Genomic DNA, 26,403 nt, shown 5'->3' on the forward strand with positions numbered 1-26,403 from the left:
CCGAACATTCAATAGTTCGGGTTTCACGCTATGGTTCAACTTTTTTACTGTCGCATTTAATTTTACAATTAACCAATGAAATTTTATTCATTTTTTGTGGCTGAAAACACTTGCAATTATATTCCAAATGCCCCGGAACATGTCTTTGACGCGCATCCAAAAAGTTCCATTATCCGTTTCCTCATTCGTGGTACTTTCGCCTTTGCTGTTTTCTTCCTTAATTTCCTGAGTGCGCATTATATATTGTATGCTGGCCGGAGTGTCATTTTTTGGTGAAGTAAGTGAAACAGGTTTGGCGTCTGCATCCATCAGTAACAGGTTGTTTTCGCCTCCGGTATACTTTTCCCATTCATCCTCTATCAAATTGGTTATTGTGTCTTTCGCTCTGCGGATAGTGCTAGTTTCGTTCAAGCCGGTAGCTGATTTGCGAAAAACTTCTGCCAAAGATGCCAGCAGCTTCCTGCTACCTTCATCCAAATCGCTCCCGCTGCTGCGCAGCAGGGATTCAGCAGAGCTGAGAAAACTATTTACGTCCCGCAGGTTTTCCGCCAAGGCGTTAGAAAGATTTATTGCGTCTGATAGAGCTTGCTGAGCGTCCGGCACATATGAGTTAACATTATCGTTCAGTTCCTGGATCAGAGCAAGAGCGGTGTCGGCATTGTTGCTGACACGGATTGCAAGATCTCCCAAGTCGTCCAGGTGCCTTGTCAGCTTTGCTAGTTCACCTTTATGTTCATTCAGGTCTGATAATAGATCTGAGGCTAGTATTGACATGCGCTCCAAATCGCCGCTTATTCCGGAATCTCCCAGTGAACTGCACAAATTTTCTAGATCGCTTACTACGTCTTTTGTGGGCCCTGTAATGCTTGAAATCAATGAATTTATTTCTCGGATTGTCTTATTGACAGTAGGAATTATAGCGTTTGCAGTTTCCATTAACTTGAGCTGCTCTTCAAAATCAGGATCATCTGCGGCATCGAGCAATGCGATTATGCCTTCAACTTCATCGGCACTTTTCCCTCCATATTGAGATAGAAAGTTCTCAAAAGACAGATCCGCTTCTGTTATGCCATTTGCTGCTAAAAACTGTTCATATTTGCTATATGCCTGCCTGGCCTGACTTACTGCTCTCTTCACTTCTTCTGCACTGGTCATGCCGCCAACGTTTATGGTGTCCACCTTAGAAATGCCAGAGACGCCATCCAATGTTTTTTTTAGCTGAGAAAGGCTGCTTTCCAGATCATCCAGATCGTCGCTCAGATCATCTAAGTCATTTTTCAGGAGATATGTTGTCCTTGCAGCAGATTTGTAATAGGATTCGACATCAGCCGTAAGGCTCCTGATATTTGCCATATCGTCCTGTAGTCTCAAGATGACATGGCGAATATCCTCTAATTCAGGCTTTAAGGCAATAGCATTTTGAGTCAAATCAGTAAGGCAATTTGTCACATCAGTTAAGGCACTAGAGGCTGTATGAAGATGTGACGCTGCAGGAACTATTGTATCAGTAAGAATGTTCATGCTATCTAAGGCCTTATCTGCCCTGCTGTATAAATTGTCTTTTCCGCTAGAGATGGTCTTCCTCACCAAGTTGAGCTGATCAAGGCCGTTCGCCGCGGTGCTTAAACTTCCGCTCATACCGTCTAGAGTATCAAGAATCACATCCAAACTGTCACAAATGGCATGATAGGAATCCTCAACCTGAACGCGGGCATTCCGGAGGTCTGCGATCTGGTCCAGTTGGACCAATGTAGCGGGAAAAGCCGTAAAGAGCATGCCTCCGAAAGAAAAGTTGTCAGTACCTACTCGAATGGTAAAGTGCTGTTCTTCCCCTGGCAAAATCATATAGAGTACAGAGCGCAGATTGCCCATAAGCTGAACTTGCGCTCCATCTGCCTCTAGTGACAAAATGTCGTCAGCATTGAAAATTGCAGTTGCCGCAAGCACTAAATTGTTCCGGTTGTATTCAGAAGCATCCCGCTTGGGAATTACATCGAGATTGATTTCAACCAGCCCAGCCTTGCCAGGCAGCTGCTCTGCCATCGTTGGGACGCCGTTGAGGCGGTAAGAAATGGATATGGTCCATGGTAGATCGCGGAAAGGCTTGTCAGTCTTGCCCTCAAAGTAAAAACGTTCGGGCTTTTCGATGCTGAGATCAAAGGTCACTTTGTCACCTGAAATTTCAGGTTCCTTATCGTCAGTGAGGTTTATAACCTCATCGTAGTCACCGTAATCGATTATTTTGGTGTTGCCGTAGGTGAGGTAGCTCTTAACTACGCTGCCTTCTACAATGTTTCCATAACAGTCCAGCAGGGCATAGAATGTTTCATCGCATGAAGGGGCGATAGTGAGAGAGCTAGCAGCTTTATTAGCATCAGTTGATAATGGCTCAGACAGCGAAGATGAAACAGTCGCTGCTACTGCAGGATATTCAGACATGTACATGACCGGGGCAAGTCCGGTACACGCTGTAAGCAAAACTGCGAGGAAACGTTTGAACCATATTGTATGCCTATTAACTCCTCTCATAACTAATCTCCTTTCAGAAGTATGTGAAGTCACGAGATGTTTAACCCGACACTGCAGCCAGATTGGCTTCTGCTTTTGCTATTACCTTTAACATTTTTAAACCCCCCACTTTTTCTCACACTCCTAGTGGTGATGGTTTTCCCAAGCAGCTAACACTAATATGACAATAATCAAACTGCGGAAAGCTTTCCCTCAGCCTGGTCTTTAGGCGGCTTTGGGGTTCGCCACCAGAGCGTAGTTTTCGCAATGAGCGGTTCACATGTCACGAGTATGGATGGAAGGATAAAAGTGATGATAGCGCAAGAAATCAATGCGCCGCGGGCAAGCAGGAGGCATATACTGCTGATGATTTCGATTTTTGAGACCATTGCAACACCAAATGTGGCATAGAAAAGCACCATTGAGCTGGTAATGATGGATTTATATGATGTTTTGGCTGCAATCTTCACGGCTGTTATGCGGTCATGCCTAATCTGTATTTCTTCCTGGAACCTGCTTATCATAAGATTTGCGTAATCGCATGTAGCCCCAAGCTGCACACAGCTTATTACAATGGGTGCTATAAACGGAATGGCATGGCCGGTAAAGTATGGCACCCCCTGATTGATAAAAATTGCCAATTCAATAGACAATCCAATAATGACAGGTATGCTGACCGATTTAAATAGTATTGTTACAACAATTAGGAACGTTATAACTGAGATATATCCGGTAACTTTGAAATCCTCGTCAGCAACGTTAATTAGGTCTTTACTCAATACCGCCTCACCGGTCACGGTTGCGCCTGGATCGTAAGCTTTAACGATCTTATTTATTTGGTCGATTTGCTCAGCTACTTCGTCAGTTGCTGTCTCATAAGCGGAAGTAACCATGATGAGCTGATAGCCATCTTTTTTGAAAATATCGCGGATTTCCTGCGGTACAAAGAAATCTGGCACTGCGTTAATATACTTATTGTAGGCAACTACTGATTCGATCCCTTCCAGATTTTCGATCTCCTCGGTCATTTTTCTGACTCTAGCCGTACTCAGTTCATCTTTTAAAATAATAAAGTGAATGGTGGACATATTGTAGTCGCTTTTGAGCTTGTTTGAGGCTACGATAGACGGCATATCCCGTGGCAGTGAACGGTCAAGATTGTAATATACTGGAGCATTTTGATGAGCATACAAAGCAGGAATAAACATTAACAAAAATAAAATTATTAAACCTTTTCTGTGGTTTAGCGTAAATTGTGCCAAACCGGTCAGATCCGGGAGCAGAGCCTTGTGATGAAACTTGTCAATGTATTTATCAAACTGGAGCAAAATTGAAGGCAGGACACAAACTGAAGTCACTAAGCCGATAGTAACCCCTTTAGCCATTACTACGCCAATATCCAGACCCAGACGCAGGCGCATAAAGCATAGCGACAAAAAGCCGGCTATGGTTGTCAACGAACTACTCATCAATGCCAAAAAAGATGAAGAAATTGCCTTTGCCATCGCGTCTCGGTTATCTTTATAATTTGCCTGTTCTTCCTTGTAGCGTTCATAAATGAAAATTGAAAAGTCCATGGTGACTCCCAGCTGTAATACAGCGGCAATTGCATTTGTTATATAGGAGATTTGTCCAAGGAAAATATTAGTGCCCATATTATAGAGAATTGCCAACCCTGTGCTAAAAAGGAGCGCCACCGGAAGCAACCACGACTCCATAGCAAGGGACATGACTATATATGAAAAGGCTACTGCTAAAGTTACATAAACAGGGAGCTCGCTATCTACTAGGTCTTTGGTATCTTTGATGAGAACGGAAAAACCTGCAAGGAAGCAATGCTTGTTGACCAGCTTGCGTATCCTGTCGATAGCTTCCATGGTTCTCTCCGAAGCCCCTGGCATGTCGTACTGAATAATCATTATTGTAGAATCACCAGAATAAAATTTTTCCCTTAATTCTTCCGTAAACATGTTGGTGGGAACCTGTATTCCTATTAGGCTGGAAATCCAAATCACATTGCTTACTCCGGGCACATCTTCAATTTTCTTCCTAAGTTCGTTAGTATAGCTCGGCGGCATATTTTCCACAATGAGCATGGTAGTTGCCGCACTTTTAAATGGTTCCTCTAAAAGTGCTTCGCCTTTGGTAGAATCTAATTCTGGCGGCAGGTAGGTCAAAATGTCATAGTCTATGCGGGTGGCAACAGCTCCTAAAAGACTGGGGATGAGGAGCAGCAATGCAACGGTAACCACTAGTTTGGGTTTTCTCGTAAGAGCTTGAGCTAGTTTGTGTGACAAGAGTTCCACCTTCTTTATTGCTTTTTACGTTATAAATCTTAGTTTTGCTGCAGGGAAAAGTCAAGATAACACACAGAACCTTTATAATTTTTAATAATTGCGCTCTATATAAAGACGCTATAATAGAAAATGGAGCTGATAACATGAAACGAAAAGTTCTCATTGTGGACGATGACACGTCAATTTTGATGTTGCTTTACGATGTCCTTACTGAAAGCGGCTTGGATGTTGAGATGGCGCAGTCTGGTGAGCACGCTCTCCAGCTTGTTAGAACTCAGCAGTTTGATCTTATCCTGCTAGATATCATGATGAAAGGGCTCAGCGGACTAGAAATATGCCGCGAGATCCGCGGCCAGGTGAGCTGCCCTATTCTCTTTCTCAGTGCCAAGGACAGCATTAGAGATATCATCCGTGGATTGGATCTTGGAGCTGATGACTACATAACAAAGCCATTTGTAGTAGAGGAACTTGTGGCACGCATTCATGCCCATCTGCGCAGAGAGGAACGGGCTGAATCGTCACAGCATCAAGCGCAGCCAATACAAATAGGCGACATCCGACTCGACCCAATGAAAATAACAGTGACGAAAAACGGAACATCTGTAGCTCTGTCTACCAGAGAATTTGAACTGCTCCATTACCTCATGCGCAACGCGGGGCAGGTTCTATCCCGGGAGCAAATTTTTCGAGACGTGTGGAAGACCGAATACGGTGATGTAGGTGCCGTTGCCATCAACATCAAGAACCTTAGAGCAAAACTTGACCCGGACTGGACATATATTAAAACCATCTGGGGTTCCGGTTACATGTTTGTCTCACAAAGCGCTTTTAATGATGAAGAAGCAGAGAAAAGGGAATGTGAGAAATGAAAAATAACAAAATTCGGGTATTCGGTATGACTTGGCTGAACCGTAGGCTGTCCAGAAAAATGGTGCTGGGTCTTATAATTGTTGCTGCTTTGAGCTGGATCTTCATGTGCCGAAGTTTTATGACCTATCTGAGCAACAACGCACGCCGGTCATACGATGTGATGATAAGTCATGCGGATGGCTATGCCCAGGACGTTGCTGCTATTCTTGAGAGAAGCGAAAACTTCAACAGGCTGCAGTATTACCTTGAAAAGCATGAACTAGGATGTATCGTGTGGGATGCAGACGGAAGGCTGATTTTTGCATATACAAACCCGGTAAATGATAACCATGGCGTAATTGCTTCAATCAAGCGTGAATCAACCCTCGGCAGTGGGCAAAATATTACTTTCCAGATTTGGACACACTCAACTCCCCAGCAGGATTTGATCGATTCCCTGCGGTATAAGGTGCGCAGCGGGCTTTTTCTTTTAAATGTTTGTATCTTCCTGCTTATGGCGGTTCTAATTTTTACTATCGTAGTAATTCCCGTTGTCCAGTTGCGTAAAACCATGCGGCTCTATTATGAGCAGGGAAAGCTTCCGAAGCGAAGTAATCGCATGGATGAGATCGGCAAACTGCAAAACACCTTTGCCGATATGGTGGAAGTAATTCAAGCAAAGGAGCAGGCTGAACATCGTTTGGTTGCCTCCATTTCCCACGATATTAAGAATCCTCTCACTTCTATTATGGGATATACTGAAAGGCTTCTTTCAACAGAATTGCCGCCGGAAAAACAGCGTCAGTACCTGCGATGTGTTTATGACAAAGCCCTGGGGATCAAATCACTGGTGGATAAATTCGACGAATACCTGGACGTAGGTTTAAGGGATACAGTGCCAATGATCTCTGTAAAGGCAAAAGACATCTGCAGCATGCTGCAGAAAGAATACGGAGCAGAGCTGGAAGATGCCGGGGTAAATTTTGAAATAAATTGCCGCTGCCCGGAAAGTTGCCTGATGTGCAATATGGACGATCTTAAACGATTTTTTGGAAACCTCATCGGCAACAGTATCTGCCATGCCGGCGCTGAGCATCTAGAGCTGCATATACTATGTCAAAAGCAGGAAGATCAAATTGAATTCTGCTTTTGGGACAACGGGCACGGTGTTGACCCGGTAATTCTGCCAAAAATTTTCGAGCCTTTTTATACTACAGACCGAGGTCGTAAAGTGTCGGGCCTTGGCCTTTCCATCTGCAAAAATATTGCAAAGGCCCACGGGGGAACAGTGTCAGCAGAAAATGTTCCGAAAGGCGGGTTACTGATCAGACTGTTGCTTCCATGTACTAAAAGCTAAAATAACGGGATTGTATGCTGATTTATGATTAAATCTGGCAGCAAAATAAATACAGCCCACTTTTTGTAGGCTGTATTTATAAGATTATCCCCTCTTGCGATGAGGGATTTCCAAGGGAAGTTCTATTGAAATCTCCACCAAACCCCCATAGTTTTCGTTTTCATCATACCAAGGCATCTGATGAATAAGTTTCTTTTTCCCATTTTTTTCGACGGAGTAGGTATTCGATTCCGCATTATCCAACAATCTTTTCAGTTTGCTCTTTGCAGGTTCCGGATGGCAGTCCAGCACGTTTTTGCCTATGAGTCCGCTGCCGCTGCTTTTTTCAAAGGTCTTGCAGGATTTTTCGTTCATGTAAATTATCTTGCCTTCAGTATCGCAAACAGTAATTGCTACGGGAAGATGTTTTACCCAGTCAAGATTCATATTGATCACTTCTCCTTAGTTAGTTTTTTGAGGTCTTCGACGCATTTTGTAAAAGGAAGACCAGTGCTTTCCCTTCAAATATCAGCTTTTCTTCTGTTCTTATACAGAGGCAGAATCGGCTTTTGAATAAGTGTTGATTCTTGTCGAACAGCCATAACATAAAGCTTTTTTAATAAACCTTTGTTCTTTAAAGCTTGTTACTCCATGAGAAAATTCAACTAAAACTTCGAAAATCCTTCCTTTTATTTAACTTTATGTATCTGTCCGGTCCTTATCATTTCACATATTTGTTCATATCTGAAACAGTCTACTACGTGGTCATTTACCAAACCCGTTGCCTGCATGTGGGAATAGATGATTATCGGCCCTAAAAATTCGAAGCCTCTGTTTCTTAAATCTTTGCTTATTTCTTCAGACAGCTTGGTTTTTGCAGGAAGTTCAGAGGTGTTTTTCCAGGAATTGATGATGGGCTTGTAATCGACAAATCGCCATATGTAGTTGCTAAAACTTCCGAACTCCTTTTGAATCTCTATAAACCTTTTGGCATTGTTAATTGATGCCCTTATTTTCCTTTCGTTTCTGATTATGCCGTCAAAGTTCATCAACTCTTCCACTTTTCTCTCGTCAAACTTGGCAACTTTAACGGGGTCAAAACCTTCGTATGCTTTTCTGTAGTTCTCCCGCTTTTTTAATATGGTAAGCCAGCTCAGGCCTGCCTGTGCAGACTCCAGCACCAGAAATTCAAACTGTTTTCGGTCATCAAAGACTGGAACCCCCCACTCTTCGTCGTGATATTTTATGTAAAGCTCATCATTTTCGCACCAAGAGCATCTTTTCATCACAACGTCTCCTTTGTATTTGTATGTGGTAGTAATTCATGAATGACCTTCTTTAATTAACCCAATATAACCGATTTATTTGATATTTAGTTAGATTCTTTTGTTTTTAGCACCCTTGTTTTCGGCAAAAATAGACAATATGGAGTATTTTGATACTCGCAACTGCTTACAGTGTTATTTTTACATTTTCAACTTCAAAGCTTTTCCCTCGAATTTCCTTATTGCTTGTTACAGCTTTTAACTCCACGCTTAACTCCGCTTGGTCACAGAATTGAAAGGCCAAACGGGTGGTCCCCATGTCATAGGTCAGGCAGTTTCCTTTAAATTGGGCGTTTGAAAATAGCTTTTGAATATAAGCCCAGGCTTCTTCGGAAAAGTTTCCTTTAACGATAGCTTCACTGATACCATCAATTCCATTGTCGGCTGCATTTGGCACCATGTACGCCTTCATCTTTTCCATAATATCAGGGCTGTCCAGTTCACCGAAACAAATTTGCAGGTCGGTACCGGGAATGGGTTCTGTAACCAGGCTCCTCCAGGGCATGGTTTTCTTAAGCAGCCCAAAGAACCACCGATAACTTATTCTTTCGGGTTCACTAACACTCATTCCCCTGCTCCTGAGCTCCTCAATTATCTCATCCAACCTGTCCGTCATCAAATATATTGCAATTATGCCGCGATGCCCATTGTTGTACTTTTCTACCCAATCAGTCCTCCAGCCCCCACCGTCCTTTCTCTTAAGCCATACCATTTCCAGATACTGCAATCCAATCCATATGTTTGCCACCTGAAATCCCTTCGTTCCCTTTCCCCATGTGGGTTCAAAGGGAAACCCTAAAGGTTCAATTTGCCTTTTTAACTCTTTTAGTCTTTTTATATCGTTGTCAATATTAATTACAAAATGGTCAAGTCTTATCATCAGTTCCCCCCCTTGAATTGCCCGAATCTTAATTTGATAAATGACCAATAATTCTTGAAATATTTAATACAACCATTTCTTTATTCTTATAAACATCCGCTATTGAAATCAATTAAGCGTTTATTCATAATTTCCCTCTATGAAATTGAGATAACGTCATAGTCATGTTACATAGAGAATCACAATTGATTTTCTATGATAAGTCATTTTCAATTTAAACGTAGATCGGATGGCAACAAGGTCAGGGCTGCGGAAATACCCACAATGCTAGAAATGCTGCAGATACGTCCAAATACATAATATAACAAAGGGTGCTTTGATAGATTTGTTTCATCGTCAAAGCACCCGCTTAAATCTACGATAGTTTCACCAGGTGATAAATCTTCTTACCTTTTCTAATTAGCAAGCTGTTGTCATCGTCAAAATCCTTTGCGGTTATCTTCAAATCCACATCATCGATGCGGGAGTTGGCTACATAAATTCCGCCCTGGCTAATTAACCTCCTGCCCTCGCTCTTTGACGATGTAAGGCCCGTCAGCATCAAGAGTTCAAGCAAGTCCATGCCATCTCCCAATTGTTCCCTGGTAATGTGAGTCTGTGGCACCGAAGACATGTCGGCTCCGTTTTGGAAAAGGGCCTTTGCAGCATTTTGCGCCTTTATGGCCTCCTCCTCGCCGTGTATCAGTTTTGTTACTTCAAAAGCTAGGACTTCCTTGGCCTTGTTAATTTCGGCACCTTCCAGGCTGCTTAAGCGCCTTACTTCATCCATGGGCAGGAAGGTTAGAAGTTTTAGGCATTTTTCCACGTCCCTGTCATCCACGTTTCTCCAGTACTGATAAAAGTCGTATGGTGATACTTTCTCAGGGTCAAGCCACAGGGCACCGGCTTGTGTCTTACCCATTTTGACACCTTCGCTGGTGGTAAGGAGAGCTATGGTCAAACCGTATGCCGAGCCGTCTTCCACGCGCCGTATTAAGTCTACACCGCTGATGATGTTTGACCACTGGTCATTGCCGCCTATCTGCAACTTGCAGTTATATTTCTGATACAGCACCAGAAAGTCGTAAGACTGCATCAGCATGTAGTTAAATTCTAAGAAGGTGAGACCCCTTTCCAGCCTCTGCTTGTAGCACTCGGCTGTCAGCATGCGGTTTACTGAAAAATGCCTGCCAATTTCCCTGAGGAATGATACATAATTTAAGTTAAGGAGCCAATCCGCATTGTTTAACATGTAAGCTTTATTGTCGGAAAAGTCAATGAGCCTTTGGAATTGCTTTTTGAACCGCTCTGCATTGTGCTGGATCTGTTCTAAGGTCAGCATTTTGCGCATATCCGTCCTGCCGGAAGGGTCTCCCACCATGGCAGTTCCGCCGCCCAGCAATGCAATCGGAATGTGGCCTGCCCTTTGCATGTGAGCCATGGCCATCATGGGGAGAAGATGTCCAACGTGAAGGCTGTCGGCAGTGGGATCAAAGCCAATATAAAACACCACCTTCTCCTTGCCCAAAAGCTCACGAAGTTCTTCTTCATGGGTGACCTGTTCTATAAATCCTCTTTCCTTTAAAACATCGTATACGTTCTGCACTTTATGTGTCCTCCTTAAAATTCTTTATAAAAGTAAAGGGCTTCCAAGTCTTTTAAGGACGAGGAAACCCGTGGTACCACCTTAATTCGCATCTCAAAGATGCCTCATTATGATAACGGTGACGATCACCGCCGAAAAATCGGACACTCCCGGGCGTAATTCGCCACTTTCGGTGCTGCGGCCCTTTCACCCGCCGGACCGCTCTCTTTATTGTAACCCGAAGTAACTACTGCACCCGTTCATTGCTCTTTTTATGAAGTTGATGCCTATATATTATCATATTTAGCCATGCTATTGCAACAAATGCTCGCTAGTTTCAGCAGTGTCGCTCTTTTCCCCTGGTTGACTTTTTTCGACCTGGACCTTTAGCTTGTCGATGATCTGTTCGTACTCTTTGATGGTCTTTGCCTGCTTCTTTATCTGAAGGTTCAACTTTATATGCCTTATTACGCTAAAAATCGTAACGCTCAAGGCTCCTAAAATGGCAGATCCTATAATAACTAAAGCCAGCGATGTTGTAAATTGCCCCAACAAGGGGAATCTCACTACAATTTCCGTTGCATTCCACAGGGCAAAGATGGCTACAAGAAATGCAAAAATTAGACCTCCAATCAAATAAAATTGCATTTTTCCACCCCCTATGACAACCTTAAATCATTTATTCTTTAAAGGGCGATGGAAATCCTGCCAGTTTGTGAAATTATTTCGTCTTTTTTCAAGCTTCTTCCAAACAGCAAAGCCCCTGCCTATGCTTTTTCAGGGGCTTTATGGCTATTCTTTTTTGCTTTCCTCTATGGATTTCATGACATCCTGGACATTTTTTTCAGCTATTTGGGCCTTGATTTTTATGAGGTTAGGGTCTTTTTCCTTTATGGCCTGGCTCAGTTCGTCCAAGGAAAACTGAACCTTTGTGGCCTCATTTGTGTCTTCCACCTGGAATTTTACGCTCTCCCAGGAAGCAAGGGCATTGCTCATAGCATCCTGGGCTCCAATTTCGTCATTGTTTAATATTTTATAAGCAGCCATCCTGCCATAATAGAGCACTTTCCTTATTTCAGGAGGAGATTTGGTCTTAAAGAGCTTTTCAAAATCTACCGTTTTGCCGTATAGGTCGTTGATCAACAACAGGCCTTGATATAATTCCTGTCTCGTCAAGGTCATGGTGAGCTGATTTAGAGTATCGCTAAATTCACCTATCATCCCAGAAGTGGCGCCGCTTTTTACAGCTTCTGCCTGGAAGCTGTTCCACTGCTCATGAATTCTGGCAATATCCTGTTCAAATTTTGGCCAGTCAGGTTGAGGTGGGGCACCAGCCTGATTTTGAGAAGACTCCTGCTGGCCCTGCTTGCCTTCCTGTTCTTTATTTGAGCTTGCATCCCCCTGCCCAGATTTTTGCTGCTCCTTGTCTTGGCCCTTTTGTTCATCTTCCTTTTTCTGTTCAGCTTCGGGAGCCTTCGGAGGAGGTGCAGTCTGCATCAGGTATACTTTTTCATACTCCTTTATTATTAACTCTATGTCCGTCTGCAGCTCTTTTAGTGCCTGGGACTCCTTTTTTTGCGATTCAGTGCTCTTGGGAGGTGATTTGGCTGGGCTTCTGGAGCAACCGGCTGCAAAATTTAAAATAATTAAGGCAACAATAAGTATTACTGCTGGGGCAGCAAATATTTTAGGGCCTCTACTATGAAACATTTCCTTCACCTCAGTAAGAAAATTTACCCAAAGCTTTAGGCAATTCTTTTCCTTACTGATTATTTTTCCCGCTTGCTCCCCATTTATCCTAAAACTTAATTTTCTACAATAGCAAACATCAATTCACCTTCTGCTGCAATCTCTCCATCGACGGTAGCCAAAGCTTTCCCTTTTCCGATACTGCCCTTTACCTTGGTAAGCTCCACTTCAAGTCGAAGCTGGTCACCTGGTATTACCTGTCGCTTAAATCTCATTTTGTCAATTCCGGCAAAAAGTGCTATTTTGCCCTGGTTTTCTTCACAGCTTAAAATAGCGCAAGCTCCAACTTGAGCCAGTGCTTCAACTATGAGCACTCCGGGCATTACGGGCTTTTGCGGAAAGTGACCCTGAAAAAACTCCTCATTAGCTGAAACGTTTTTAATACCTACAGCCCTTTTGCCTTTTTCTAGTTCTAAAATTTTGTCTACCAATAAAAATGGGTATCTATGGGGAAGGATTTTTTTTATTTCTTCAATGTTGAGCATAGCCACCATCCTTTTCAAAGATATATTTTATTTATCAAATTCAATCAATGTTTTAAATATACTTCGACCCAAAAAAGCCTTTTAAATCATTTAGGGACGAACAAATTGTTCGTCCCTTTTATTTTTTGCAAATGAGTTCAAACATATTTTGAAAGTTCTTCATAGAGCTGCTTGGCCAAGCCAATTCCACCATTTAAGGAAATCTCCTCAGCCAAAGCCTGATCATGCATTGACAGTACAATATCATAAGTTACGCCTTTGTCAAATAGACCGCCATCCGGCACAGTAGCTCTCATGGATTTTAACATGTAGTTTATAAATATTGATTCAAACTGCTGGCAGACTTCTTTAAGCTTTTCTTTATCTTGGCTTTCTGCCTTTGCTAGAGTTGCTTCGGGCCGATATATTTGGGATAAAACTAAATTACTCCTCATCATTTCCATATTTTATTCTCCTACCGCCTTAGGTTGTTAGCCTGAGCCAGCATTTCATCTGCAGTTTGTACAGCTTTGGTGTTTACTTCGTAAGCTCTTTGAGCAACAATAAGGTTTACCATTTCTTCCACAACTTTTACGTTTGACATTTCCAAATAACCTTGAAGCAAAGTACCGTAGCCAGGAGCTTGATCATCGTCTTTAACTATGGGTTCTCCGGAAGCTTCGGTTGCTTCATAAAGGTTGTTGCCAACTGCCAGCAAACCAGCAGGATTTGAAAATTTCACAAGCCCGATGCGGCCAAGTTCTTCTACTGTCCCATCTTCTGCAACTGCCGTAATCATGCCGTCTGCGGAAATGCTAATATCGGTATATTCCTCAGGAATAATTATGTAGCTTTCATTTTCATCTAAAACATAATACCCATTAGAAGTAGTTAGGATTCTATCCGTTCCATCTAATGACAATTTAAATGAACCGTCGCGGGTAAAGGCAAGGCTGCCATCTGGCCTTTCTACCATGAAAAAGCCAGGCCCTTCAATAGCTACATCTAAAGGATTGTCTGTAGGTTGAAGGTTACCTTCGCTAAAATCCCTGGCAGTAGCACTAGGTCTAACACCGTGACCTACTTGCAGCCCTACAGGAGCTGCAGCACCGGGCAATAAATCGGGACTTTCTGGCCTGCGCAATGTCTCATATATTAAATCCTTAAATTCGGCGCGGTTTTTCTTAAAACCTGTTGTATTAACATTTGCCAAGTTATTGGAAATAATATCAACACTAAGCTGCTGTGCTTGCATTCCGCTGCTTGCACTCCAAAGTGCACGCATCATATTACATCCCTCCTATGATCTTTCACTGCATCAGTCGTTCAGCAGTGGAGGGCCCCTGAAAATTCAGTCCGGCCCTAAAATTAAACTCTCCCTACATCGTTTACTGCCTTGTCCAATGTAGCATCATGGGTTTGAATGACCTTCTGATTAGCTTCATATGCTCTAAAAGCGCTGATTAAATTGACCATTTCCGAAACAATATTTACATTTGCCTCTTCTAAAGCACCTTGGGCAATTTGCACATACTGAAGCGGTATAGGTGGCACATCGGAAATGTACATGTTATCACCTTGTTTTTGAAGCTGATTTGTTTCGACAAAAGTAACTGTATTTAATCTGTCTACATACTCTTCATTGACAAAGATTTCTCCTTGCTCACTTATGACTATGTCGCCCTCTTGCGTAAGTTGCACAGGCCCGTTATTGCCCAACACATAATAACCGTCTTTTGTTACTATATAGCGGTCTCTGTTTAAGGTAAAGCTGCCGTCTCGGGTGTACCTTATGCCATCAGGAGTTTGCACTTGAAAAAAGCCTTCGCCTCTTATGGCCAAATCAAGAGGATTTGAAGTGGTCTTAAAAGATCCTTGGGCAAAATCAGTATTTATTTCATCTAACATTACACCTGTACCTAGCATGCCGATGAAAGGCCTAGGATCAACTACCTTGTCAATGCCGACCGGTACAGGATCGTGGATTCGATGTATGTTCATCTCCGGAAAAGCCCTAAAAATTGCCCTATCTTTTTTAAAGCCCGTAGTGTTTACGTTTGCCATGTTGTTTGATATTACATCTGTCCTTGCCATCTCAACAAGCATGCCAGATGCTCCGGTGTATAGACCTCTTATCAATTTATCACCTCCTGATAAAAGAGCTATTTGGTATATATAGCATGGGGTCCAAGCTTGTCCAAATTTTCTAAAGCCTTACCAGCACCTATAGCAACTGAAGAAACCGCGTCTTCAGCAATAGTAACGGGAATACCGGTTCTGAGGCTGATCAATCTATCCATACCCTTCAGCAGAGAACCGCCGCCGGTCATTACTATACCTTTTTCACTGATATCAGATGCAAGTTCCGGCGGAGTCTTTTCTAACACGCTGAAAATGGCATTTATAATTTGTTCTACCGGTTCTTGCAACGCTTCACATGTCTGAGCTGCAGTTATTGTAACATTTTGCGGTAGACCGCTGATCAAACTGCGACCTCTAACTTCCATTGAAGCGGCTTTATCTTCGTCACTTTCAGGAAAGACATTGGCTATGTTAATCTTAACTTCTTCGGCAGACCTTTCGCCAATCATTAGATTGAATTCTTTCTTTACATATCTTACTATAGCATCATCAAACTTGTCTCCGGCAACCCTTAAAGATTCACCGCAAACTATGCCTCCCAATGACAGGACGGCGATATCAGTAGTTCCACCACCAATATCTATAACCATACTACCAAAAGGCTTGGATATATCCAAACCTGCACCTATGGCAGCTGCTATAGGCTCCTCTATAAGATATGTTTGGCGGGCACCTGCAGCATTGGCAGCCTCGATTACTGCTCGTTTTTCAACCGTAGTAATTACCGCAGGGACACAGACCATCATCCTTGGACGGAATATTCTGCGTGGTGCCACTTTATTCAAAAAGTACTTAAGCATAATTTCTGTTGTGGAGTAATCGGCTATAACCCCTTCTCTCAAGGGTCGAATCGCCACTATATTGCCAGGAGTGCGCCCAATCATTTTGCGGGCTTCCTCGCCTACAGCCAACAACTTGCCGGTAGATTTATCCATAGCTACTACGGAAGGTTCTTGGAGCACTATTCCCTTGCCTTTAACATAAACTAGTATTGAAGCAGTTCCCAAATCTATACCTATATCCATGAAATTCTTACTTCCTCCTGTCAAATTTACGCATTTAGGACTTAATTCTACATTTTTTGTAAAAATCCTCCTTTTTCCTTAATTCAGGCTAAGGTATTTTTTCTTTGTGGCTCTTCCACCTCTAATATGCCGTTGGGATTTGTTATATTCCAAGACTTTCTTTACAAGTTTTGCCTTTTCTGGATTTATCTCTAAAAGTCGTTCCGTCATGTCTTTATGTACAGTGCTCTTTGACACTCCGAAGACTTTGGCGGCTTGCCTAACGGTAGCCTTAGTTTCAATAATATAGTCTGCAATTTCAAGAATTCTTTCCCTCATGTAATCCTTCACGGCAGCTCCCCCTCTAAGCAGTTTTAGTAAATATATATGACGCAACATGCATTTATAGAAGGGAAATAAATAATTATGTTGCACAAAAAAAAGCGGGCAATTTTGCCCTGCTTTCGTACGACTTGCCTGGCACCTAAGTTATTAAGTTGTTGTATAGCAAAAAAAGCGGCCTTATGGCCGCACTGTAAATAGTTAATTGAGTTTGGGGAGATACTGTTCAGGATTTATATTTTTGCCGTCTTTTATTACTTCAAAGTGTAGGTGCGGGGGATCTTCGATCTCAAAGGGTGCCATTTGACCTACAGCTCCTATTACCTGACCCTTTTCTATTTTGTCTCCCTTTTTCACCAGTTTATCTGATTGAAGGTTTCCATAGAGTGTTTGAATGCCACCGCTGTGGTCCAAAATGACCACTACGCCTAACCTGGGGTCATTGTTTTTGACTTCAGCAACTATCCCTTCCATAGCCGCTTTAACTGGTGACCCCAGGTCAGCTGCTATATCAATGCCGTTGTGGGTATTCCATTGCTCCAGCGTTTTTGAATACACTAAGGTATCCATAGCAAAAGCTGTTATAACTTTTCCCACAGTAGGCATTGCCATGGTAGACAGAGCAGAAACCTGAGCTGTTTCCTTCGGTTTTGTTTCGGGTTTTGTCTCAGGTTCTGGTTGGGTGTTAATAGGCTCATCAGTAGGCGCTTCATCCTGTTTTTGTTCAGGTTCTGTTTCTTCAGAGGAAGTCTCTACTATCTCTTGAGTTTCATTTTGATTTTCGATAGGAGTTATTGAAGCATATTGTTTTCGCAGTTCTTCTTCATCAAGGCCCTGCTCGTTCATATCGACTTCCCACTCATTGGTTATTTCTTCCTCAGGCTCCTGGCTAAAGTCAAAGCCTCCGTGGGTAGCTCTGTACCACCAGAATACACTGTTGGCACCTATTAAAAGTGTAATTAAGACAACAGCCAGCACTGCTGTTTTAGGCAGTTCTCTTATGCGCTTAATTGGTTTAGCGCTTAAAAGCACAGTAAATTTGTCTTTTATCCATTTAAAAATTGAGGAAAAATTTACTGGCCATCTCAATCTGTACATATAATGAATCACCTCATCTATATTATGACCAGTATTTTCCTCAATATACATTTTGATCCTCAATTTGTTACTTTTTTTGCATCTTTCTAACTTCTACACCAGAATAGTAATGTTTTATTATATCTATGTAATTGGCTCCAGTTTTTGCCATAGCATTGGCCCCATATTGGCTCATGCCGACTCCGTGACCAAAACCCTTACATGTAATTTTTATATTTTTGCCTGATCTTTCCCACTTAAAGTCTGTGGACTTTAGTTCAAAAAGCTGCCTAAACTCTGTACCTTTGATAACCTTGTTTCCCATCTGCATTGTCTTAATTCTGCCCCCAGCGCTAAATTCGATTACCTTCCACTGCCTTTCCGGATTTTTACTGTCGATGACAATATCAGGCCACTTTTCTTTAAGGCGCGATACAACCAGGTCCACGGGGATTTCTTTAACAGAAACAAAATGCGGTGAATTTTCCTCTCCGGGACTTTCTACGCTTCTAAGATAAGGAACCCGATTTTCCCAAACATCTTCAGAATTCTCAGTTTTACCATTGCTAGTTGAAAAAAACAGTGGGTCAATTGGCTCGTTCTGATAAAGTATGATCATACCTGCTGTAGCGTTTACCGCTTGGTTTATCTTGCTGTAATAGTGATAATATGAAAAAATCCCCCACTTTTTCAACATTTCACTTTTGGTAATCCAAGCCTGACAGTGAGTAGGTTCATCGCATATATCTGCTCCTGGATGTAAGCTGCAGCCTTTGCCGGAAGCTGCCCTCCACCTTTTATAGGCATATGTCCTGGCTGCCACTGCCTGTGCTTTAATTGCTTCAATATTAAAGCTGGCAGGCATTTCAGCAGCGACTACCCCTTTTACATATTCCTCTAAAAGTAGATGTTCTATTTTTCCGGTTGAATTTATGTAAAGGCTGATAGTTTCACTATCAGCAGCCTGCTTTATTCTTTCGGATTCACCAGGGCTTTGAGGCCGTATCGGTTTACAGCCCCTTACCACTCCCGCTGGCACAACAATGATGATAAGAATCATAAAAAAAATTATGTAGTATCCTGCCCCCTTCATTAAACCCCTCCAAAACATAAACTGAATATTATATTTTTATTAGACACATGAGGGATATATGATTATAAAAAAATACGGGTTCCTGTGAACCCGTATACCCGTATTTTAATCAACTTTTTTAATGCTTGCACCTAAATTTTGTAGCTTTTCTACGATATTTACATAACCCCTGTCAATGTGGTATGTGTTCATTACCTTGGTAGTGCCTTCTGCGGCAAGCCCCGCTAAAATCAGAGCTGCTCCAGCTCTTAGGTCGGTGGCTTTTACCGGTGCACCGGAAAGCTTTTCTACACCTTCTATGACAGCACTTCTTCCTTCAATCTTTATTTTGGCACCCATGCGCTTTAGTTCTTCTACATGCATAAAGCGATTCTCAAAAACCGTTTCTATAACCATGCTCGTCCCGAGAGCAGTACTTAAATAGGCCATAATCTGAGCCTGCATGTCCGTTGGAAATCCGGGATATGGCATGGTCTTCACATCTGACGCCATTGGCCTGCCATTGCCAATCACTCGAAGGCCTTCAGGCTCTTCGATAATGGTAGCGCCGCATTCCATGAGCTTGGCAATTACCGGTTTTAGGTGTTCAGGCACTACATTTTCCAGTAGGATATTCCCTCCGGTTATGGCTCCAGCCACTAAAAAAGTGCCGGTTTCGATTCTATCAGGAATAACTGTATATGAAATACCGGAAAGTTCCTTGACACCTTCTATTTTTATAATATCGGTGCCTGCCCCTCGGATTTTTGCTCCCATGCTGTTTAAAAAATTGGCTATATCGATTATTTCAGGCTCTTTAGCTGCATTTTCAATGGTCGTCTGTCCTTCGGCCAAGGCAGCAGCCATCATTATATTTTCCGTTGCTCCTACACTCGGAAAATCCAAGTAGATAGTGGATCCCGTAAGCTTTTTGCATTTGGCTTCTACATATCCATGGCCTAATTCAATTTCAGCTCCTAATGCTGCAAAACCTTTTAAATGTAAGTCTATAGGCCTTGAGCCGATAGCACAGCCACCCGGCATGGATATCCTTGCTCGTCCTTTTCTTGCAAGCAGCGGACCCATTACCAAAAAAGAAGCCCTCATTTTTCGAACTAAATCGTAGGGGGCCTCAAAAGAATTAATTTCGCTAGCAGTAATCTTTATAGAATCTCCTTCTCGTTGGGCTCTAGCTCCCAAAGATTTTAAAACCTCTATCATAACTTTGACATCTTCAAGTTCAGGCGCATCTTCGATAATGCATTGTGATTCAGTTAGCAGTGAGGCAGCGAGAACAGGCAGTACTGCATTTTTGGCACTGCTGATTTTGACAGTACCTACAAGCGGCCTGCCTCCTTCAATGACAATGCTTGACAACGATTTCCCCTCCGATAGTCTATAATACTACTTTCAGTAAAATCTTTTAATATTCTAATGAAATAACTGGTGATCCTATCCATATATATGTCTTATCGTCTTCTAAGTTATATCTCATTGCGATGTGTACATTATAAGTTTTGTCTAATATCTGTATACCATTTGTTAGTAATGGACTGTATCCCATGAAACTAAAAGTATACTCGTCTTCCATTTTTGCTGTATCTGACATTTCAAGAAATCCCTTAATATTCTCAAGAACTTGTTTATGCTTGGCCTCATCTAGTTTACCATTAAATGACCCAGTAAGACAAGAGGCAATTTCTGACTTACCGTTTAATAAAACTACAGCTTCTTGAACTTTTTGCCCGTAGTCAACAAATTTATCCAGTTTCTTGCCGCTGACACTTATTACCAGGTATGTTTGGGGCTCCTTTTCATATTCTTCCGGCAAATGCACCGATTGTAGAATAATCTGTAAAAATGTATCAGAATCTAGTTTTGCCCTAGTATTTAATATTCGATATATTTTGCTGTTTTCCTGCGTTTCATCAAATATTTTCCCTTTTGCGTCAAAAATATGCAAAATTTTATCGCGGTACTGTTCCATCTGGGGAAAATCAAGGAACTCTCTGTTTATCACAGACCAATCCACTATGTCCATCATTTCTGCATTTGCTCCTGCCACTTCAAATGCTTCCAGTAAAAATTGTTCATTTTCCGTGCCAAAAGCCACACTCGGAGTCATCAACATAATTAAAATAATGGCGACAACGATTTTTATAAGCTTCATAAAATAGCCTCCCAAATTTATAAACATAATTTAAATTATGCCTTTCATTTAAAATTATTACCCCTTTGTTTAATATTATGCTGACTTTTCTCATTGAAATATATATTAATTGGACTAAAATCCTACTTAAACAACCTAATAGATGCTCTTAATTATTTCTTTAAAAATTCGAGTGTGTTCCATATATTTCCTTCAATGAATCCTGCCTGTTTTTGTCTATTAGAAAAATATATTTTTTGCATTTGATGACTTATTTTCGTGAAAAAGCTGTTTTAATAACATTTTTTTCGGTATTACAAGTTAGTAATACTACAACTTAAAATGCCCCTCACCGCTGTTTTAGCAGTGAGGGGCTTTGTGGGGCCTTAGATTTAGGCTGCAGAAATATTATCTTAATTTGAAGGCGCTTCAAAAATACCAAGTAAACGTTGATTATTCTTGTAACCAAGCACATTGATGTTTCACAATAAAAAAGGTGAATCTGCAGGGATTTTTCCCTTTTGATTCACCTTAACAATTCAATAATTAACCTTCCATTACCATTTGTTTGATTTTCATAAGTCGCGTTATGTTGCTGCGTTCATTTTCATCCAGTTTCATAGTTATGAATTTGATGGTTTCTTCCATAGAAGGAATCATAACATACTCTAAAGCATTAACCCTACGGCGGGTCTTCTCGATTTCATCAGCCATAAGCTGACAGGCTTTTTCGATTTCGGCTAGTTTCAACATCTTATCTAACATTCCTGACAGTATAGTTATAGCGCTGTCAAGCTCTGCCGACGTCGTGGCAAGGCCATATGAATATATGTTGCTGCCTTCTTCTTTATTGATTTTAATCTTAGGCACGTTTACGCTCATTATATTTTGTTTGCCTATATCAATGCTTATGCGGGCAGATGGAATCATCAGGCTTTCTTCCAGCACTTCCTGGGGCATTTGACTGCGTGCCATTGTAAAGTTGCGAAAAGCCATTTCTAAATCCTTCTCGATTTCTTCCCGCAGTCTTTTGTTTTCTTTGACCATTTCGATAAATGTTTTTATCAACTCATCCTGCTTATCTTTTAGCAGCTTATGGCCACGCCGGGCTGTAACTATCTGCCTCTTTAATCTGGTTAACTCCATCCGGGTTGGATTTACCCGAGTTTGCATCTTTACTCTTCTCCTTTTTTAGGCAGGTATTTTTCAATATACTCGTCTCTAATTCGCTTAAGTTCTGCCTTAGGTAAAATTGTCAAAAGTTCCCACCCCAAGTTCAGGGTTTCTTCTATGCTTCGATCTTCATTTTCGCCTTGGGAGACATACCGCTTTTCAAATTCATCGGCAAATTGTGCAAAGAGTTTGTCTGTGTCGCTCAGTGCAGCTTCGCCAAGGATAACTGCCAGCTCTTTGGCCTGCTTACCTCTGGCATATGCAGCAAACAACTGGTTCATCGTATCGGCATGATCTTCCCTGGTCTTCCCTTTGCCTATACCTTTGTCCTTTAACCTTGACAGAGAAGGCAATACATCGATAGGTGGCATTACGCCTTTTCTGTAAAGCTCTCGGCTCAAGATTATCTGACCTTCGGTAATATAGCCAGTCAGGTCTGGAATTGGGTGGGTCTTATCATCTTCAGGCATTGTCAAAATCGGTATCTGTGTAATGGAGCCTTTTTTGCCTCTGAGACGACCTGCCCTTTCGTAAATTGTAGAAAGGTCGGTATACAGATATCCCGGGTAGCCTCGGCGGCCAGGCACTTCTTTTCTAGCAGCTGATACTTCTCGAAGTGCTTCACAGTAGTTGGTCATATCAGTTAAAATAACCAGAACGTGCATGTCCTTTTCAAAGGCTAAGAATTCAGCACAGGTAAGTGCCATTCTAGGCGTAGATATACGCTCAATAGCCGGGTCGTCAGCTAAATTTATGAAAAGCACAGACCGATCAATAGCCCCGGTCCGTCTAAAATCTGAGATAAAGTAATCGGCTTCTTCAAAGGTAATACCCATTGCCGCAAATACTACAGCAAATTTGCTGTCAGTTCCAAGCACCTTAGCCTGCCTTGCAATTTGAGTCGCAAGCTGTGCATGGGGCAAACCTGATCCTGAAAATATGGGAAGCTTTTGACCACGAACCAGTGTATTTAATCCGTCAATAGCGGAGATTCCAGTCTGGATAAACTCAGACGGATAGTCTCGAGCTGTTGGGTTTATGGGGCTTCCATCAATATCGAGGCGTTTTTCGGGAATTATCTTGGGCCCGTTGTCTTTAGGCCTTCCGGAACCGTCAAAGACTCTTCCCAACATATCAATAGAAACTCCCAGCTGAATGCTCCTGCCCAAAAATCTTATTTTACAGTCATTTATGTTAAGACCGGTGGAGCCTTCAAAGAGCTGAACCAATGCTTTATCTCCGTCGACTTCCAGCACCTGGCCTCTGCGTATCTCACCGGATGCTGTCTCAATTTCTACCAGTTCATTGTATTTTACACCTTCGACGTTTTCAACCATCATCAATGGACCGGTAATTTCTCGGGCAGTTTTGTATTCCTTAATCATTCAGATTCCCCCCTTCCATCAGCTTTTCAACCTGCTGCTTAAGCTCTTGTTCGATTTCATCGAAAACTTTTATATCCTTTTCGTCTAAATACTTTGCCCTAGCTATGCGCTCTCTAACCGGTAAATTTTCGATTTCAGAGAACACTACGCCTTTATCTATGGCCTTCTGAGCTTCTTCATAGAACATTAGGATAAGCTTTAGCATCCGATATTGTTTGTTCAAAGAAGTATACGTGTCAACTTCATGGAAGGCGTTTTGATGCAGAAAGTCTTCTCGGATTGACCGAGCTACTTCCAGTATAAGCCTGTCTTTTATTGAAAGGGCATCAATACCTACCAGTCGCACAATTTCCTGTAAGTTGGACTCTTCCTGCAGGAGGCGCATTGCTTCGCTACGCAAGTTTTTCCAGTCTGGTGAAATGTTTTGGTTCATAAAATCTTCAACTTTATCGGAATACAGCGAATAACTGGTCAGCCAGTTGATAGCAGGAAAATGCCTTGCATATGCCAGTGAAGCGTCCAGTGCCCAGAATACTTTTACTACCCTAAGGGTTGCCTGAGTTACAGGTTCTGAAAGGTCACCGCCGGGCGGTGAAACAGCACCGACTACAGTTACAGCACCTTCTCTTTGTTCACTGCCTAGGGTAATAACTCTACCTGCCCTTTCGTAAAACTCTGCAAGCCTTCGGGAAAGATATGCAGGATATCCTTCATCACCGGGCATTTCCTCAAGACGACCAGACATTTCTCTAAGGGCCTCTGCCCAGCGCGATGTGGAGTCAGCCATCAGCGCTACGCTGTAACCCATATCTCTGAAGTACTCAGCAATGGTTATACCTGTGTATATGGAAGCTTCACGGGCTGCAACCGGCATATTTGATGTGTTAGCTATGAGGACTGTTCTCTTCATCAGTGGCTCCCCGGTTTTAGGGTCAGTAAGCTCGGGGAATTCCAAAAGAACGTCGGTCATCTCGTTGCCGCGCTCGCCGCATCCGATGTAAACTACAATTTCTGCATCTGCCCATTTTGCCAGCTGATGCTGTACTACTGTTTTGCCACTGCCGAAAGGTCCGGGAATACATGCCGTTCCACCTTTTGTTACAGGGAAAAATGTGTCGATGACCCTTTGACCTGTTGCCATGGGCTCTTGAGGCGGAAGTTTTTCACCATATGGCCGTGGCTTTCTTACAGGCCATTTTTGCATCATCGAAACATCTACAATGTTGCCGCTGTCGGTTTTTACCCTTGCAACAGTATCTGTTACGGTAAAGCTTCCTTCGTAAATTTCTACTATTTCGCCTGATATCCCCGGCGGCACCATAATTCGGTGCTCCACTATCACCGTTTCCTGTACCGTGCCAAGGATATCACCACCTGTAACCCTCTGGCCTTTTTTTGCAGTGGGGACAAAATCCCACTTTTTCTCCCGATTAAGGGCGGGTATGTCAATACCTCTTGTGATAAAACTTCCTGCCATGGTTTCAATTACATTGAGGGGGCGTTGGATTCCATCGAATATCCCCTCCAGCATTCCCGGTCCTAGTTCAACGCTAAGGGGAACACCTGTTGAGACCACCGGATCCCCGGGACCTATTCCTGATGTTTCCTCGTAAACCTGTATAGAGAGTTTTTCGCCGTGAACTTCTATAACCTCACCGATAAGGCCCTGTTGGCCCACCTTGACTACGTCAAACATTTTAGCTTGGGGCAGTCCCGTTGCCACAACGAGGGGACCGGAAACCTTAACAACTACACCATTTGTCATTCCTCTCCCTCTCTTCCAAATAAGATATCCACTCCAATGGCTTTTTCCACGGATTTTTTCACTTCTCCTATTCCAATTCCAAGGGTGCCCCGGTTACTCGGGATTAAGGTAATAGCCGGAATCATCTGATTCCTGTACTGGGCTATCTTTTCCGGGATTTCCTTGGCAACCTGCTCCGTAACAAAAATGACCGCATAATTTTCCTTAGCAAGCTTCGTGATTGTAAAATTAGCTTCCTTTTCATTTAAGACGGGAAAGATGTCGACTCCTAAAGACTTAAATGCCAATACCGTATCCTTATCTCCTACAACAGCAATTTTATACATAGACATTTCTCAATCGCTCCCTTATCATATCAGAAGGTATGCCGTTAATCTTTCCCACCATTATAATCCTAAGAAGTTTCATCTCGTTTTCCCTGGCAGCCAAATAGCCTATAACTGTTTCAGACCCAAAGGGCTTGTAAAGGCCTCGTCTTGCCAATGAAATCATGTAATTGTCCATCAGTTTTTCAAAAACTGATGGGCTGCCTGTCTGATCCCAATGGGTAATACCTTCAGATACAACCTGTTGGTAAGGAGTAGCATCGAGAGCCTCAATAAGGCTTTGACTGCTTTCCAAAAATTTCTCTCTAAAAAATACTTTCGGCAAGCTTCCACCACCGACTAAAGCATTGTCAAGTGTTCGAATATCCCCGTCCATTTTTTTTAGTCTCATCATTGTTCTGATATTTGTTAAATCTGCTAGCGCAGTTAAATACTCTTTCAAAAAGGCATCTCTTAAATTATCAGCTATTTTGCCCATTTCATCAAAAAGGGCTTGATCCAAAACGAAATCAATTTGTTGAGGGTCTTTTGTCAATTCATAGGCTTCCATTGCTCTATGATAGGCTACCTTTAGGCTGTCAGGTATACTGGCACTAGTTTCCCCTTCAGCATATTTTTTTATTTCTTCAGGGGGAACTTCGCCTAAATGAGAAAGATACATATTATCATTGCCTAAAATCATCGCCTTAATAATTACTTTCAAATTGTGAAAATCATTTTTTAGTGTAAAGAACGTTATAATCTCATGGTCTTTAAAAGATTCCTTTAAGGTTTTGATTGTGCGAAGCATGCTTTTGCCCAGGGCATTTTCAAATTCATATATATTTTCCATTTCTGCTATATCGCTGCCGTATTCGGAATCACTTAATATTTTAAGTGCTTCATCCGTTCCCGGGGCATCAAGTATGCGTTCGATATCATTTTTGCCGAGGAGTTTGCTTTCCAGATATTTTATACGCGCTGAAACATATAGAAAATCTGTGTCTTTTGCCATTT

The 26,403-nt window shown here is 42.2% G+C and carries 25 protein-coding genes and 1 other annotated feature; of the genes, 2 read left to right on the forward strand and 23 right to left on the reverse strand.

Going from position 1 to position 26,403, the window contains the following annotated elements; translation table 11 throughout:
* Positions 1-87: 87 nt before the first annotated feature.
* On the reverse strand, positions 88-2,529 hold the full coding sequence (locus JT739_RS06660; protein WP_237660324.1) for a hypothetical protein: 2,442 nt from the start codon (positions 2,527-2,529) through the stop codon (positions 88-90).
* A gap of 170 nt (positions 2,530-2,699) precedes the next feature.
* Entirely contained in the window at positions 2,700-4,805 is a 2,106-nt protein-coding gene (locus tag JT739_RS06665; RefSeq protein WP_237660325.1) for an RND family transporter, read from the reverse strand.
* Between the two features lie 44 nt (positions 4,806-4,849).
* On the opposite strand from JT739_RS06665, the gene JT739_RS06670 reads away from it, so the two are divergent.
* The gene (locus JT739_RS06670; protein WP_237660326.1) at positions 4,850-5,674 is read left to right on the forward strand and encodes a response regulator transcription factor; all 825 of its coding nucleotides are present in this window, start codon (positions 4,850-4,852) and stop codon (positions 5,672-5,674) included.
* Entirely contained in the window at positions 5,671-7,011 is a 1,341-nt protein-coding gene (locus JT739_RS06675) for a HAMP domain-containing sensor histidine kinase (RefSeq protein ID WP_237660327.1), read from the forward strand. The genes JT739_RS06670 and JT739_RS06675 overlap by 4 nt, the downstream gene beginning before the upstream one ends.
* Positions 7,012-7,095: 84 nt before the next feature.
* On the opposite strand, the gene JT739_RS06680 is transcribed toward JT739_RS06675, so the two are convergent.
* The 21 genes from JT739_RS06680 to JT739_RS06780 all read right to left on the reverse strand — a co-directional run bounded on the left by JT739_RS06680 (position 7,096) and on the right by JT739_RS06780 (position 26,401).
* Complete coding sequence (locus JT739_RS06680) at positions 7,096-7,437, reverse strand: PAS domain-containing protein (protein WP_237660328.1); 342 nt, start codon at positions 7,435-7,437, stop codon at positions 7,096-7,098.
* A 242-nt stretch (positions 7,438-7,679) separates the two neighbouring features.
* The gene (locus JT739_RS06685; protein WP_237660329.1) at positions 7,680-8,276 is read right to left on the reverse strand and encodes a DNA-3-methyladenine glycosylase I; all 597 of its coding nucleotides are present in this window, start codon (positions 8,274-8,276) and stop codon (positions 7,680-7,682) included.
* A gap of 166 nt (positions 8,277-8,442) precedes the next feature.
* Positions 8,443-9,195 carry a hypothetical protein gene (locus JT739_RS06690; protein WP_237660330.1) on the reverse strand — a complete coding sequence of 251 codons (753 nt, stop codon included), beginning with the start codon at positions 9,193-9,195 and terminating at the stop codon, positions 8,443-8,445.
* Positions 9,196-9,550: 355 nt separating this feature from the next.
* Positions 9,551-10,780, reverse strand: a complete 1,230-nt coding sequence (gene tyrS, locus JT739_RS06695; RefSeq protein WP_237660331.1) for a tyrosine--tRNA ligase — start codon at positions 10,778-10,780, stop codon at positions 9,551-9,553.
* 51 nt (positions 10,781-10,831) lie between these two features.
* Positions 10,832-11,032: a binding site (T-box leader), on the reverse strand.
* Between the two features lie 39 nt (positions 11,033-11,071).
* Positions 11,072-11,407 carry a lipopolysaccharide assembly LapA domain-containing protein gene (locus JT739_RS06700; protein ID WP_237660332.1) on the reverse strand — a complete coding sequence of 112 codons (336 nt, stop codon included), beginning with the start codon at positions 11,405-11,407 and terminating at the stop codon, positions 11,072-11,074.
* Between the two features lie 144 nt (positions 11,408-11,551).
* Complete coding sequence (locus JT739_RS06705) at positions 11,552-12,469, reverse strand: hypothetical protein (protein WP_237660333.1); 918 nt, start codon at positions 12,467-12,469, stop codon at positions 11,552-11,554.
* Between the two features lie 95 nt (positions 12,470-12,564).
* Positions 12,565-12,993, reverse strand: coding sequence for a 3-hydroxyacyl-ACP dehydratase FabZ (fabZ, locus tag JT739_RS06710; protein WP_237660334.1), 429 nt, complete (start codon positions 12,991-12,993; stop codon positions 12,565-12,567).
* 137 nt (positions 12,994-13,130) lie between these two features.
* Positions 13,131-13,436, reverse strand: a complete 306-nt coding sequence (locus JT739_RS06715) for a rod-binding protein (protein ID WP_237660335.1) — start codon at positions 13,434-13,436, stop codon at positions 13,131-13,133.
* Between the two features lie 11 nt (positions 13,437-13,447).
* On the reverse strand, positions 13,448-14,260 hold the full coding sequence (flgG, locus tag JT739_RS06720) for a flagellar basal-body rod protein FlgG (RefSeq protein ID WP_237660336.1): 813 nt from the start codon (positions 14,258-14,260) through the stop codon (positions 13,448-13,450).
* A gap of 80 nt (positions 14,261-14,340) precedes the next feature.
* Positions 14,341-15,111, reverse strand: coding sequence for a flagellar basal-body rod protein FlgF (flgF, locus tag JT739_RS06725; protein WP_237660337.1), 771 nt, complete (start codon positions 15,109-15,111; stop codon positions 14,341-14,343).
* A gap of 23 nt (positions 15,112-15,134) precedes the next feature.
* Entirely contained in the window at positions 15,135-16,139 is a 1,005-nt protein-coding gene (gene mreB / locus JT739_RS06730; RefSeq protein ID WP_237660338.1) for a rod shape-determining protein MreB, read from the reverse strand.
* A 78-nt stretch (positions 16,140-16,217) separates the two neighbouring features.
* Entirely contained in the window at positions 16,218-16,469 is a 252-nt protein-coding gene (gene spoIIID / locus JT739_RS06735) for a sporulation transcriptional regulator SpoIIID (RefSeq protein ID WP_237660339.1), read from the reverse strand.
* 192 nt (positions 16,470-16,661) lie between these two features.
* Entirely contained in the window at positions 16,662-17,609 is a 948-nt protein-coding gene (locus JT739_RS06740; protein WP_237660340.1) for a M23 family metallopeptidase, read from the reverse strand.
* 16 nt (positions 17,610-17,625) lie between these two features.
* A complete protein-coding gene (gene spoIID / locus JT739_RS06745; RefSeq protein WP_237660341.1) occupies positions 17,626-18,630 on the reverse strand; it encodes a stage II sporulation protein D in 1,005 nt (334 codons plus the stop codon).
* Positions 18,631-18,735: 105 nt separating this feature from the next.
* The gene (murA, locus tag JT739_RS06750) at positions 18,736-19,986 is read right to left on the reverse strand and encodes a UDP-N-acetylglucosamine 1-carboxyvinyltransferase (protein WP_237660342.1); all 1,251 of its coding nucleotides are present in this window, start codon (positions 19,984-19,986) and stop codon (positions 18,736-18,738) included.
* Positions 19,987-20,032: 46 nt separating this feature from the next.
* Positions 20,033-20,779, reverse strand: coding sequence for a YwmB family TATA-box binding protein (locus JT739_RS06755; RefSeq protein WP_237660343.1), 747 nt, complete (start codon positions 20,777-20,779; stop codon positions 20,033-20,035).
* 525 nt (positions 20,780-21,304) lie between these two features.
* Positions 21,305-21,931, reverse strand: a complete 627-nt coding sequence (locus JT739_RS06760) for a V-type ATP synthase subunit D (RefSeq protein ID WP_237660344.1) — start codon at positions 21,929-21,931, stop codon at positions 21,305-21,307.
* A gap of 2 nt (positions 21,932-21,933) precedes the next feature.
* Positions 21,934-23,316, reverse strand: coding sequence for a V-type ATP synthase subunit B (locus tag JT739_RS06765; RefSeq protein WP_237660345.1), 1,383 nt, complete (start codon positions 23,314-23,316; stop codon positions 21,934-21,936).
* On the reverse strand, positions 23,309-25,081 hold the full coding sequence (locus tag JT739_RS06770) for an ATP synthase subunit A (protein WP_237660346.1): 1,773 nt from the start codon (positions 25,079-25,081) through the stop codon (positions 23,309-23,311). Before JT739_RS06770 ends, JT739_RS06765 begins: the two co-directional genes overlap by 8 nt.
* Entirely contained in the window at positions 25,078-25,407 is a 330-nt protein-coding gene (locus JT739_RS06775) for a V-type ATP synthase subunit F (RefSeq protein ID WP_370642594.1), read from the reverse strand. The genes JT739_RS06770 and JT739_RS06775 overlap by 4 nt, the downstream gene beginning before the upstream one ends.
* Positions 25,400-26,401 carry a V-type ATP synthase subunit C gene (locus tag JT739_RS06780; protein WP_237660348.1) on the reverse strand — a complete coding sequence of 334 codons (1,002 nt, stop codon included), beginning with the start codon at positions 26,399-26,401 and terminating at the stop codon, positions 25,400-25,402. The genes JT739_RS06775 and JT739_RS06780 overlap by 8 nt, the downstream gene beginning before the upstream one ends.
* Between the last annotated feature and the right edge of the window lie 2 nt (positions 26,402-26,403).

The sequence above is a fragment of the Tepidanaerobacter sp. GT38 genome, from assembly GCF_021991635.1.
GTDB lineage: Bacteria > Bacillota > Thermosediminibacteria > Thermosediminibacterales > Tepidanaerobacteraceae > DTU063.

Bases quoted from the DNA above. Each gene is read 5' to 3' on its own strand.
- JT739_RS06705 (WP_237660333.1), bottom strand. From the start codon at position 12,469: ATGTTTCATAGTAGAGGCCCTAAAATATTTGCTGCCCCAGCAGTAATA.
- JT739_RS06755 (WP_237660343.1), bottom strand. From the start codon at position 20,779: ATGAAGCTTATAAAAATCGTTGTCGCCATTATTTTAATTATGTTGATG.
- JT739_RS06700 (WP_237660332.1), bottom strand. From the start codon at position 11,407: ATGCAATTTTATTTGATTGGAGGTCTAATTTTTGCATTTCTTGTAGCC.
- JT739_RS06760 (WP_237660344.1), bottom strand. From the start codon at position 21,931: ATGCAAACTCGGGTAAATCCAACCCGGATGGAGTTAACCAGATTAAAG.
- spoIID (WP_237660341.1), bottom strand. From the start codon at position 18,630: ATGAAGGGGGCAGGATACTACATAATTTTTTTTATGATTCTTATCATC.
- JT739_RS06675 (WP_237660327.1), top strand. From the start codon at position 5,671: ATGAAAAATAACAAAATTCGGGTATTCGGTATGACTTGGCTGAACCGT.
- JT739_RS06690 (WP_237660330.1), bottom strand. From the start codon at position 9,195: ATGATAAGACTTGACCATTTTGTAATTAATATTGACAACGATATAAAA.
- JT739_RS06715 (WP_237660335.1), bottom strand. From the start codon at position 13,436: ATGGAAATGATGAGGAGTAATTTAGTTTTATCCCAAATATATCGGCCC.
- JT739_RS06660 (WP_237660324.1), bottom strand. From the start codon at position 2,529: ATGAGAGGAGTTAATAGGCATACAATATGGTTCAAACGTTTCCTCGCA.
- JT739_RS06775 (WP_370642594.1), bottom strand. From the start codon at position 25,407: ATGTATAAAATTGCTGTTGTAGGAGATAAGGATACGGTATTGGCATTT.
- flgG (WP_237660336.1), bottom strand. From the start codon at position 14,260: ATGATGCGTGCACTTTGGAGTGCAAGCAGCGGAATGCAAGCACAGCAG.
- fabZ (WP_237660334.1), bottom strand. From the start codon at position 12,993: ATGCTCAACATTGAAGAAATAAAAAAAATCCTTCCCCATAGATACCCA.
- JT739_RS06770 (WP_237660346.1), bottom strand. From the start codon at position 25,081: ATGACAAATGGTGTAGTTGTTAAGGTTTCCGGTCCCCTCGTTGTGGCA.
- mreB (WP_237660338.1), bottom strand. From the start codon at position 16,139: ATGGATATAGGTATAGATTTGGGAACTGCTTCAATACTAGTTTATGTT.
- JT739_RS06685 (WP_237660329.1), bottom strand. From the start codon at position 8,276: ATGAAAAGATGCTCTTGGTGCGAAAATGATGAGCTTTACATAAAATAT.
- JT739_RS06780 (WP_237660348.1), bottom strand. From the start codon at position 26,401: ATGGCAAAAGACACAGATTTTCTATATGTTTCAGCGCGTATAAAATAT.
- JT739_RS06765 (WP_237660345.1), bottom strand. From the start codon at position 23,316: ATGATTAAGGAATACAAAACTGCCCGAGAAATTACCGGTCCATTGATG.
- JT739_RS06680 (WP_237660328.1), bottom strand. From the start codon at position 7,437: ATGAATCTTGACTGGGTAAAACATCTTCCCGTAGCAATTACTGTTTGC.
- JT739_RS06740 (WP_237660340.1), bottom strand. From the start codon at position 17,609: ATGTATATTGAGGAAAATACTGGTCATAATATAGATGAGGTGATTCAT.